This is a genomic window from Acinetobacter sp. (assembly GCF_045628685.1).
In the GTDB taxonomy this organism is placed as follows: Bacteria; Pseudomonadota; Gammaproteobacteria; order Pseudomonadales; family Moraxellaceae; genus Acinetobacter.
The window spans coordinates 1-11,275 of the sequence record NZ_JAZQPV010000021.1; the positions used below are offsets into that span (position 1 = coordinate 1).

Consider the following 11,275-nt stretch of genomic DNA (forward strand, 5'->3'; position numbering starts at 1 on the left):
AGCAAACCGTGAAAGAATATATTCACTATTACAACCATGAACGAATCAAGGTTAAATTAAAAGGACTGAGTCCTGTAGAGTACAGGAAACAGTCCTTAAAAGCTGCTTAATCAAACCGTCCAACTTTCGGGGGTCAGATCATAACGTTAGGCTTTTTATAAACTATTAAGTTGTCTATTAAATTAGTGACTTTTCACACCTTATTTCTTAAATAATCATTTCTTAAACTTCGGTCGCCAGATACCAATTCTTCCAGGAACTAGTTCCACGCACTTCAAGCGGTACAGTGGGAATCAGCTTTTCTTTTAAAACTTCCGTCTGTCCCAGGGCCTTGGCAAGCCGGGCTTTCACAGAATGAATGCATTCCCGATCTCCAAATTCACAGCGATCTAGGGTAGTTCCCCCACACGGGCCATTGGCCAATCCTTTCGGGCAGGTTTCCGGGCAAATATATAGAGTATCTCCCAAGCGGCATTGACCACAACTTTCACAGCCCACAACGCCATGCTTAGAGATAAATTCAGTTTTCAGTAATGCTTTTGCTGCAAATGTATTTTTCCACCATGCGGCTTTAAAAATAAAATGCTCCACACCCTTGGCAATTTTGGATTCAAATAATGCCTCATGCATGAAATGCAGTTGCTGATATTTAATGATCTGACTGGATGTCGGTTGACGGGAATAATAAGACAATTCCGGTACAAACTCTTTGCCAGTCTTCACTTGCCATAGTGAATTCCAGAGTGATTCAAGTTCATCTAAAGCTAGATGCCGAAATTGTTCGATATAGCTTTCTAGCAGTATTTGCTCTTCAGGCTTGTGACAGGCAGATAGATGAATTCCAGCAAAACCAAGATGCTTGCAGATTAACATCTGTAAAGCACAGCGTAAATACACCCGTTCGTCCAGTCCTGCCTGCTTTTCATCTGCCAGCACCTGCAGCATATGCGGTGTGATGACGATGCCGGCGACCTGATGTTTCACCATAAAATTGGCACGCGCCAAACTGAGCGGCATGACACAAGCGAGTATTTTCTGAGGATAATGGTAACGCTTTAAAAAAGCCTTTGCCTGTTTTAAGGCATCCAGGTCGTAACCCAATTGCGTGATAATAAAATCCGCACCTGCCTTAAGCTTCTTGTGCAGTTTTAAATATTGTGCGTCACGCTCAGCTTCGGCATATTTAAACGGATTAAAGGCCACACCCAGATGAAATCCGCCATAGTGCTTGGCTGCCATCACCGCATTGACCGACTCCAGGTATCGGGTACGTGAAGATCCATCTTCTCCATAACAATGTGCTTTTAGCTTGTCGCCTGTCAGCAATAAAAGATTGTTAATCTTCGCTGCTTTGGCTTGCAGCAGGAATAGCTCAAAATCCTGAATATCCCGCCCTTTTCCGGCAAAATGTAAAACCTTGTCGACTGAATCGGGGTACTGCTGGCTCGCTGCAAACGGTGCCATATCATGGTCTGAATGAACACGGTCTGCCAATGTCATCACTGCAGGATATCCAGCAAATTCAGTTTTCACGGGGGAAATCCCATTCAATGAAGTGAGGTATTCCACCAGAATACAAAACTGGTTTTTCTGAAAACAGGAAGATAATTGAGGCATATACAAAGGAGATCTAAAAGATTAGAAAGAAATCTAGCTGAATTATAGGCCAGAAAGATTGAAATACCACCTGTCACTACCAGTAAATAGCGGTGACAGAAGTGATACCTACTAAGTGATAATTATCCCCAAACCTCTTTCGCAACCTCATTCATCAGTTTGATTTTCTTCCACTGGGTATCGTAGGACACCTTATTGCCTTCTTCCATCGAGGCAAAACCACTCTGAAGACACAAGCCTAACCGCTCTAGGGGTATGAATTCAGACGCTGCTTTAATACGACTGATAATCTCAGATCGAGTTTCTAGCATTTCTTTTTTGGTAGAAATCAGACCTAAAAATATATCCAAATCTAAGTTTATTAATTTTGCTAAAGGTTCGAAACTTCCAGCTCGTTCAGTGTCAAACTCTAAGAAATAGCGGTCAATATTGTGCAATTTATTCAAAACATGGTCTGTAATAAAGTCGTAGTCTCCTTGATATAACCAGCTTGAACAAAAGTTTCCACGTTCTATATGCAAGGCGACAAACAAGTCTTCAGGCTTATTGTCTAATGCAAGGTTTAGAGCTTTAACACAGCAACCAGCTAGTTCTACTGGACTCATCCCCTGCTCGCGCTCCTGCGTACGATAGCGTTCATCACACAGATATGCCAAAAACTGGTCATTGATCTGGATATAGCGGCAACCCTGATCATAAAGTGCAGTTATTGCTTCTCGAAAACATAGACCTAGATCTTGAATATAGGTATCTAAGTCACCGGCATAATAGCGGTTATTACGCAGATGCGGATACAGCATCATATTTGGGCTAGGCAGACAATATTTGGCTGTTGCAAAACCCTCAATTGCATCGTATAGATAACGATAGTGGGCCAAACAATTATGATATTCATTGAAAGAAATTTTGTCTACGACACGAATGTCATAAGGTTTAGTCACGGCATTCTTAAATTGTAAACCATTACGGGTTTTATAGCCTTCAATTCCATCGAGCTGTTCCAGGAAATCAAAATGCCACCAAGCACAGCGAAAATCACCATCTGTCATCACTGAACAATCAAGATCGAGCTGGATATCGATCAGATTATCAATTTCTGCATTTTCAACCTGTCGCAAAGTTTCTTCATAAATAACACGATCCGCAAAATCATAACGTGCCTTCTTTAATTTTAGCGCTCTTAAAAAGCTGCCGACATGTTCTGCTTTATTGCCTGCATACTGAGTTTTAGCAGTTTGAATGGTATTGCTTGTGGTCATTGTTTTAATTCATCGTCGTATAAATGCCATGAATGGATCAGCATTTATTTAAATAGAGGGAGGCAGAACGTCACTTGGTCAATCCAGGACGTTGAGTCAATAAAATATTTTGTAAGGAATTAGATTTCAACAGGCAGACCAGCTGAAGGAGATAGGTAAAAAAAGGAATAAAAATAAAATGGTTTAAAAATAAGCATAATTTACCTGAACACACGCCCCGTGCGATATCGAAATGGATGATGCTGGGGTGATATAGGCGCGCAAAAGAAAATTGAAAAAGATCAAATTAAATTAAGACAACCCCTGTTAACGCCCACCGCATTATTTTGGTCTGCTTTAGGCCGGTCTCCGGACTTAAGGATATTGGATTAACATCCTATTCACCGTTGCGGGGGCAGTGTTAGCTTGCACAATGTGCACTAACTTCCCAGTTTCACTTCTCTAAGGAAGCACCTGAAGCCATGCAAAGCCTAAGGTGAAGTTTTTGCTAAGTCAAACAGTTTATGATTATTCATCATCAACCTCTCTGATACTCCAAGTCTCTGGAAGGACATCATTGTTTTTAATTAAAGTGGCTTTATTGCATATACCTACCATTCAGGGCTTATGCAACCATATAATTATCAGATGAATAAGCCTACACCTAAGAAACTCTATTGCATAATTAATGGGTCTTCTTACATGAGCAGTATACTGCACAAGGTTGATGAATCAAGGAAACTTCAAGATTTAGCTTAATCCTATTGCCCCTTGGTACGCTCAACCAAAAGGCAAACCAGAATAAAATCAAACTTATTCTGATGGCAGCCATCCCATGCTGCCTAATGGTTAAATCTCTATTTCAGCTCTCTTTGCGTATGGTCACAGGTTTTGTGCAAAGTCTCATTAAACTTTGTGGCTTGGATTGGACAGTACCAGATTATTCAATTATCGGTAGAAGGCAAAGGGATATTGATATTGCGGTTAGTTATCAAAAAAGTATGGTGGATTACCCATCTGCTTAGTGATATGAAAAACACTTTTTCGTAAGGTTTGAAGTGGGTGAAGGTGAATGGAAACTTAAGAAACATCCCTCCTGAGTATCCTATCCATCTTTACTGGCTCAGCGCCATGAACAGTGATTATATGGTCAGATATCTAAGCTCCCTTTTCCGCTTTCTCTACAAAAATTCATCTTGCAGCAAACAATCTAAGTGCTGCACTTATCGGGTCCAGACCTGTGGTTGGTTCTTGGTTAGTGGCGTATTTTGTGCCATGACTCCAGACAGAAAATGTGGCTGATAACGCTCTTCCAGATAATAAATATCTTCTTGATTGAGCTGTAAATTCACGGCATTTACTGCATCGTCAATCTGATGTTTTTTAGTTATGCCCACGACTGGAGCTGTAACTTTTGTGAGCAGCCATGCCAGTGAAATTTCAGTCATTGAAACCTGATAACGTCTAGCAAGTTCAGCTACCCTATCGATGATGATCTGATCCTGGGCAGCCGTTTTATCGTATTTCAGTTTTGCATAGTCATCTTCAACGGCGCGTCGGGTCTGATGATCTTTCTTCCGGGCGAGACGACCGCTGGCCAAAGCACTGTAAGGAGTCATCGCAATACCATCTTCAGCGCACAGACCCGAAAGTTCACGCTCGTCCTCACGCATGATCAGGTTGTAGTGACTTTGCACGGAAACAAACTGGGTAAGACCTTCACACTCAGCCAGCACATTCGCTTTGGCCAATTGCCATGCATAACAGTTGGAGATACCAATCGCACGGATCTTACCGGACTTGATGGCCTGATGCAGGGCCTCAAGTACCTCAATGATTGGTGTATTGTAATCCCAGAGATGGTAAATAAAGAGATCAATATAGTCCATGCCCAGATTTTGCAGGCTCTGATCAAGTGATTGAGCTATAGCCTGCTTCCCGCTGATACCACGGGTAATTTGTTCGGGCGTACGCGGTAAGAATTTGGTGGCCAAAACGACTTTATCGCGCTTTGTCATATCGTGCAGCGCTTGACCCACATAACGCTCACTTGATCCATTTTGATAGGCAATGGCAGTATCGAAAAAATTAATTCCCTGTTCCAGACCGTAGCGGATAATGTCACGACTTTCCTGCTCTCCTAGTGTCCAGCTATGTTGACCTGTGGACGGATCGCCAAAACCCATGCATCCCATGCAAATACGAGATACCGTTAAATCACTTTTACCCAGTTGGGTATATTGCATTTGACTATTTACTCCTCAAATCATTTTTGGGTGAAATTTCAACCGTAGCTGAGATGGCACGCCCACTAATCATGCTAGGCAGGTAGCTGCTTTGAGCATATTTGTGGCGGTAAGCATCGTCAATTTTTTGCTGTAACAAGGGATCAGACACAGGTGAAAAACTGACTTCATGAACCTTGCCTGCTGCATAGATTCTGCCGGCCCTTTGCTTAAGGGCAGCTTTGAACCAACTGGATGTCACTCCGCTGTATGCCCGTACAAAAAGACGGTTTTCAACGACCACCTCCCATATCCAGGTCGGTGTACCTGTTGTTTGCATATCATAATGATATGGGGCAATTTTCAAATCATCTGCCTTGTTGATTTGATCAAGTAAATCTGGATCCCAGCTCATCTCCACCTCCTGATATTCACGCACTTCATGAGTAACCATATCGAGAAAATAAGAACTTTCACCAGGAATTGGTATTAGCTCATCACGATTCACACTATTGATCTGACCAGCTTATAGAGTCTGGTGAGAGTTTTACTTTGATTATCCTCAACGTGATGATCAAAAAAATTCTTCTAGCCATTTAAGCCCCGGTATAAGGCCTATTCTTTGTAGCGCACAGATAGCTTAATTACTTTTAAGCCACTTCAGCAGCGCCTGCATATAGTGTTTAGTGCTATAGCCGGTTTCATCATGACTTTATTTGGAGTAACCGTTCAGCATTGCGGAAGGCTATTGCTTCTTTATCCTCTTCCGGAATGGGTAAACTTTGAATAAATTCTGGTATACCATCCAGAGTCTGATAAGGATAATCCACAGAAAAAAGAATCCGTTGTGATCCCATCAGCCCATAAATAAACTGAAAATGTGGAAGCGTGAGCATGCCTGATGGTGTCACGTATACCTGTTCCTGAAAGGTTCGGGTTAGGGTACGGTTTAATCCTGTCGCGGCCTGGGGAAGACTGTCATCTAGGCGCTGTAACCAGAACGGTAGCATCTCTCCCCAGTGACCGCTAATGACCTGAAGATTTGGATATTTATCAAAAGCACCTGAAAGGATTAACCGCAGCAGCTGAATACCTGCCTCGTGATGCCAACCCCAGCCAAACATGGAAAGTCTGGCGGTAACCTCACTATTGAAACCGCTGTAATAAGCCTGCTGTACGTTGCGCACAGGAAGCCCAGGGTGAAGATAGAGCGGCACGCCAAGCGTGTTAAAGCATTCAAGTAGCCGGTTGAAATCGGGATGGTCAATAAAATGGGATGAAGGCCGACCATTGAGCAGAGCACCCTTGAAACCTAATTCTTTGACCGTTCGCTCCAGCTCTTTTTCTGCCTCATCCGGCTGAGCCCAAGGAAGCGTTGCGAATGCCAAAAAACGGTCGGGATGAGCGTTAATTGCTTGAGCAAGGCGGTCATTCGCGGCGCGGCTTAAATTTACCACTTCAGCGGCAGGTGACAAGTGAGGAAATCCACCAACAGAAAGAACCTGCATTGTAATCCCAGCTTGATCCATATCCGCCAGACGTCCGCTACCCAGGTCTGCACCTTTTAGATTTATTAGATCATTTTTCTCGATTTGAGGACGGCTTCGATCCGGATGATTACCATCTGTAACCATCCTTCCCCAGTCAAGCAGAAATGGAGCCTGTGCACGCGCTACAGCCATGGATGCTTTAGCAAATGCCTTATCGAGATAGTGTTCTTCCAGACAAATTGTTTTCATTTTTTACTCGCAAGTGACACAGATGACGCCAACTTGTTTCTGCTGATGTCTTTCATACAAAGGGCCAACACAACCATCAACTGAATATGGTTAAAAGCCTACTCAAAGGGGGACCTCTTTACTGGCATCAGACCTGTTAAATCATCGGTTTTTCCCAGGCACCTCGGGTATCTACGCCTGTTGCTTTAGCCAGCTCCTCCAGGGTGACTATTTCGTCAGCACCAAGTTGAATCTCTGCTGCTCGGGCAGCATCTGTAACATGATCAACTTTGGTTACACCGATGATTGGAAGAGTTCCTTTCGCAATTGCCCATGCAATGGCAATCTGGGCCACGCTGGCATTCTTCTTATCTCCCATTTCCTTCATCGCAGCAGTTAGTTTTTCCAGTTGCGGTAAAACATTGTTATAGGTTTCAGCACGATCACTACCCGCCGGCATAGGATGTTGCGAATCATAACCACCACTGAGAGCACCTTGCTCCAGCACCATATAGGCAAAAAAGGTCAGATGGTTTTGATGGCAATAGTCGAGAATCCCGGCCTCTTCAGAAGAACGGTAGAGCAAACTGTAATGATTCTGAACTGCGCTGACCGAGAAACCGGCTGGTTTTAAAATCTCGTTTACACGATTTATTTGTTTCAAACTGTGATTTGAAACACCGACCTGCTTTATCTTACCGCTCTGTAAAAGAGGGATCAGACCTGGCGTCCATCGCTCTACATCGGCAGGATTATGTATCCAATAAATATCAATATCTTGTACACCCAAACGCTCAAGGCTGGCATTTAGCATTGCTGTTACGGGTTCAGCGGACTGTTCATCTGCAATTTGCGGCGTAAATTTGGTTGATATAATGATATCTTCGCGCGGATATTGACGAATCAGCTTACCCAGCGCCGTTTCGGAACTTCCCATCCCATAAACGGGAGCCGTGTCCCACAAATTCAGCCCTTGCTGCATAGCCTTGCTGAATACCTCTGCCATCTGGCTATCGGGCAGGTGATTGCCGAATACAGTGTCTCCTCCCGCAAATCCTGTTCCCCAGGACCAGGTTCCCAATGCTACTTTTGGTAATTTTTTCATGCTCTACTCCTGAAAAAAGCCGGTGAAGTCATTTAGTACCCGGCCCGATGAGGTTCAGACCAAGGAAAGAAAAAGTTGAAGGGCAGTATTTTTTTATAGGAGACAACTGCCGTCACCAGGCCTCTTGTATAGTGGTTTCTTATAAAAAAAGAAACTTGCTGTTTCCTGAACTGACTCTTCTTCTTGGTGGATAAATCCAAACTCTTTCCTGACAAAAATTCGCATTTCACTTTTTGAAGCGATAAGTAAAACCAGTCTTGAATCATATGAACTCGCAGGTCTAATCACATTAGATGCTTATTGAGCCGAGAACTGAAGTTTATAGTTGTTAATAATCTTGAGTTCTTGTAAATAAGGAGGGGCTTGGAATCTGGCTTTCTATAATCAACACTTGTTTTTAAAGGTATCTTTCAGAAGCTGCGAGAAAATTAGAAATTGTGCAATCTTTTGTTAGGTCGTGTCCTCATTTAAAGAACAGGTTTTAAATACTTAAAATACTCCTTTAAGCTATTTTCATTTCTATATTTTCCATGCCAAGTACTCTTTTTACCGACGAAGTTTGCTAGAAACCAAGATGCATTGCATCAAATTATTAGGCGATAAACTCAGTGCTAGAAACTTTGACAGTCAAGTGAATGAGATTCATGCCCGTGTAGATGTCCTCAATAAATTTACGGAATTAGACCGACCTCATACTCAAGTTGCATCTTAGATTTGAGTAGCTCAGGAAAGCTCTAATCTTTAAATCTTTGTGCAAAAAAGCCATCCAGTTAAAAAATGCCATGCAGAACATTAAAGAAGCGATGCAACCTACTAAAGATTATTTGAAAGAAAATCAATAATAAAAAGGTGACTCAATCATCATTAAGTTACCTTTTTAACATCCGTAATCTTTTATAAATAAATTTTTTTTATTTCTTTTCCCATTCTATTTCTTTTTCTAAATAGTGATAAGCATGACTTGCACGATGCCAAGTCGTGATCAGCGCACCGACATTTAATAAAATTAAAGCAATCAACATTGCATCATCACTTGTTCAAACGCAGTTAAGAGACTTGCTATCGTTAATAAAGCCATACGATGTTGCTTTGCCATAGGCCCAACGAAGTGCCAAAATTCAATGGGGATTAATGGTCAGTGTATTCTGTATTTCCCATGTACCGGCTTTACTTACACTTAAAGTTCCAGGATTTGAAGGTGAAAAAATTTGGCTCGCAATTTGGCTCATTATGGTTGTTCAAGTTTCAGATGTTTTACAATATGTATGCGGAAAGTTATTTGGAAAACACAAAGTCGCTCCTATTTTGTCTCCCTCGAAAACAATTGAAGGGCTTTTAGGTGGGGTTGCTTTAGCAACTGCATTGGGCGTTGCAATGGCTTGGTTAACACCATTTAATTATTGGCAAGCTGCATTAATCGGCTTTATTGTATGTATGTTTGGTTTCTTTGGTGGTCTAGTTATGTCTGCCATCAAACGTGACCGTGGTATTAAAGATTGGGGGAATTTAATTCAAGGTCATGGTGGAATGCTCGACAGAATTGACTCTATTTGTTTTCCTGCACCTATTTTCTTTCATATATTACGCTATTGGTGGAGTTAAGACATTGAATCAGCGAATTTTTTGGCTTTGCTGATTCAGCATTTCACGTCCATCTTACTTACTGAGTAATTGATTCAATACATTATTCGATAGCAAAATATCTGTTCATTAAAATCCAAAAACAACATGACAAACCCCCTTCATAGCAAATTAAAACTAACTAGAATCCGCATAAGCTTGGTACATCTTGTGAAGCATTATCAGCCGCCTCATTTGCTGTGATTACAGACTCATCTATCGACATGGCTACTTTAAGTAGCGTGATCCCTGACCCAAAATAATAAATCATCATGGTTGTGATGATTATATTTAACGCCAAGAGTCAAGGGCTTGGACTCATGCCAACGATAAACCTGAGCTGTTTTCTTTAAGGCTATACATTTTGAGTCATCATTTTGTCCCAGGTTTCCCCCTATTACAGAATTCTCTAATTTCCTAACGCCGTATAGATCAGTTTTAAATCCGTGATCGGCGCCGGTTTTGCATAAAAATAGCCTTGCAGCAGATCGCAACCTTGCTGATGTAGCAGACTGGCCTGTTTCAATGTTTCGACACCTTCTGCCACAACTTCTAAATTGAGCTGATGTGCCAGATGGATAATCGATTGGACAATGGCCGCATCCTGATTATTTAGGGTGAGTTCTTCAATAAAACTACGGTCTAACTTAATTTGATTGATGGGTAAACGACGTAAATAACTGAGGCTTGAATAACCGGTACCAAAGTCATCAATTGATACGTGTACTCCTAGAGCACGTACCGATTTCAAAATTTCTACCGTCCTTTCTGCCCCTGTAATAATCACACCTTCGGTAATTTCAATTTTGAGTAATTCAGGAGGCAATTGACTGAGTTCCAGCACATTCTCAAGTCCCTCCAGAAACCCCGTTCTATTAAACTGTAAGGGAGAAATATTGACCGAAACAGTAAGACGCGTATCATATTGCTGATTCCAGTGGGCAATATCTAAACAGGCTTTTTCTAATACCCATTGACCAATAGCTACGATCTGCCCAGTTCTTTCTGCTAAAGGTATAAAGACATCCGGGAAAATATAACCTCGTTCTGGATGACACCAACGGATAAGAGCTTCCACCCCCTGAATCATTCCTGTTGATGGCAGAACCAGCGGTTGATAAAACAAATTAAACTGTTTCTTCTGAATGGCTTCCCGCAGTTCCAGACGCAAATAGGCATAGTCTATTTCTGGAGCAATTTTATGATTACTTTCTTTATAGCATTGCCAAGTATTACGACCTTGTTTTTTGGCTTCCTTCATTGCCCAAACCGATGCATATAAAAGGTCAGAAGAGCGTTGTATAGAGTCATGATTGATCCCTATGCCAATACTGGCACTCAAATGGATCTGGTGACTATCCACCTGAAATGGTTGCGAAAGAAGATCGAGAATTTTTTCCGCTACTGCGATAATACTCTTCTCATCAAGAGGTCCTGACATCAATAATGCAAATTCATCTTCGGCAAAACGGCTAAGAAAATCCCCGTCTGTTAGAGAATTTTGTAAACGTTCCGCAACACTTTTCAGAATCTGATCCCCGACCTGATGTCCCAAGCTATCATTCAGGGGCTTAAAGTCATCTAGGTCGAGGTAAAACAGAATTAAAGGTGGTATGTATTAGCCCCCGTAAAAACGGACAGTTAACTCGCTAATTTTAGCGCCCGAAACTCCCGAGGGGATTTCATTTTTAATCCACTATGTGGATGATTGCAATTGTAATCTTCTATCCATAGCGGCAAAGCATTCAGCAC

At 42.0% G+C, this 11,275-nt stretch carries 7 protein-coding genes, 4 pseudogenes and 1 riboswitch; of the genes and pseudogenes, 4 read left to right on the forward strand and 7 right to left on the reverse strand.

Annotated elements, in window-relative coordinates; translation table 11 throughout:
• On the forward strand, positions 1–110 hold a 110-nt coding region (locus ACKI4H_RS03265), incomplete at its 5' end, for an IS3 family transposase (protein WP_407303884.1).
• Between the two features lie 112 nt (positions 111–222).
• Here the strand turns inward: ACKI4H_RS03265 and ACKI4H_RS03270 are convergent.
• Complete coding sequence (locus ACKI4H_RS03270; RefSeq protein ID WP_407303878.1) at positions 223–1,617, reverse strand: methylenetetrahydrofolate reductase C-terminal domain-containing protein; 1,395 nt, start codon at positions 1,615–1,617, stop codon at positions 223–225.
• Positions 1,618–1,739: 122 nt separating this feature from the next.
• Positions 1,740–2,876 carry a 5-methyltetrahydropteroyltriglutamate--homocysteine S-methyltransferase gene (locus tag ACKI4H_RS03275; protein ID WP_407303879.1) on the reverse strand — a complete coding sequence of 379 codons (1,137 nt, stop codon included), beginning with the start codon at positions 2,874–2,876 and terminating at the stop codon, positions 1,740–1,742.
• A 321-nt stretch (positions 2,877–3,197) separates the two neighbouring features.
• Positions 3,198–3,348, reverse strand: a riboswitch (cobalamin riboswitch).
• Positions 3,349–3,503: 155 nt separating this feature from the next.
• Here ACKI4H_RS03275 and ACKI4H_RS03280 point away from each other — a divergent pair.
• Positions 3,504–3,946, forward strand: a pseudogene (locus ACKI4H_RS03280) (transposase); the annotation flags it as partial.
• A gap of 132 nt (positions 3,947–4,078) precedes the next feature.
• Here ACKI4H_RS03280 and ACKI4H_RS03285 read toward each other — a convergent pair.
• The 4 genes from ACKI4H_RS03285 to ACKI4H_RS03300 all read right to left on the reverse strand — a co-directional run bounded on the left by ACKI4H_RS03285 (position 4,079) and on the right by ACKI4H_RS03300 (position 7,903).
• Positions 4,079–5,101: an aldo/keto reductase gene (locus ACKI4H_RS03285; protein WP_407303880.1), complete on the reverse strand. Its 1,023-nt coding sequence runs from the start codon at positions 5,099–5,101 to the stop codon at positions 4,079–4,081.
• Positions 5,102–5,105: 4 nt separating this feature from the next.
• Positions 5,106–5,495 (reverse strand): DUF2255 family protein, encoded by a 390-nt coding sequence (locus tag ACKI4H_RS03290; RefSeq protein WP_407303881.1) that lies wholly within the window; start codon positions 5,493–5,495, stop codon positions 5,106–5,108.
• A 289-nt stretch (positions 5,496–5,784) separates the two neighbouring features.
• Positions 5,785–6,819 (reverse strand): amidohydrolase family protein, encoded by a 1,035-nt coding sequence (locus ACKI4H_RS03295; protein ID WP_407303882.1) that lies wholly within the window; start codon positions 6,817–6,819, stop codon positions 5,785–5,787.
• A gap of 136 nt (positions 6,820–6,955) precedes the next feature.
• A complete protein-coding gene (locus tag ACKI4H_RS03300; RefSeq protein WP_407303883.1) occupies positions 6,956–7,903 on the reverse strand; it encodes an aldo/keto reductase in 948 nt (315 codons plus the stop codon).
• 544 nt (positions 7,904–8,447) lie between these two features.
• Between ACKI4H_RS03300 and ACKI4H_RS03305 the strand changes: the two are divergent.
• A pseudogene (locus tag ACKI4H_RS03305) lies at positions 8,448–8,615 on the forward strand (IS5/IS1182 family transposase); the annotation flags it as partial.
• Between the two features lie 389 nt (positions 8,616–9,004).
• A pseudogene (locus ACKI4H_RS03310) lies at positions 9,005–9,505 on the forward strand (phosphatidate cytidylyltransferase); the annotation flags it as partial.
• A 427-nt stretch (positions 9,506–9,932) separates the two neighbouring features.
• On the opposite strand, the pseudogene ACKI4H_RS03315 reads toward ACKI4H_RS03310, so the two are convergent.
• A pseudogene (locus tag ACKI4H_RS03315) lies at positions 9,933–11,132 on the reverse strand (putative bifunctional diguanylate cyclase/phosphodiesterase); the annotation flags it as partial.
• Between the last annotated feature and the right edge of the window lie 143 nt (positions 11,133–11,275).

Excerpts from the sequence above, each read along its gene's own strand:
- ACKI4H_RS03300 (WP_407303883.1), bottom strand. The coding sequence starts at position 7,903 with ATGAAAAAATTACCAAAAGTAGCATTGGGAACCTGGTCCTGGGGAACA.
- ACKI4H_RS03290 (WP_407303881.1), bottom strand. The coding sequence starts at position 5,495 with ATGAGCTGGGATCCAGATTTACTTGATCAAATCAACAAGGCAGATGAT.
- ACKI4H_RS03295 (WP_407303882.1), bottom strand. The coding sequence starts at position 6,819 with ATGAAAACAATTTGTCTGGAAGAACACTATCTCGATAAGGCATTTGCT.
- ACKI4H_RS03285 (WP_407303880.1), bottom strand. The coding sequence starts at position 5,101 with ATGCAATATACCCAACTGGGTAAAAGTGATTTAACGGTATCTCGTATT.
- ACKI4H_RS03270 (WP_407303878.1), bottom strand. The coding sequence starts at position 1,617 with ATGCCTCAATTATCTTCCTGTTTTCAGAAAAACCAGTTTTGTATTCTG.
- ACKI4H_RS03275 (WP_407303879.1), bottom strand. The coding sequence starts at position 2,876 with ATGACCACAAGCAATACCATTCAAACTGCTAAAACTCAGTATGCAGGC.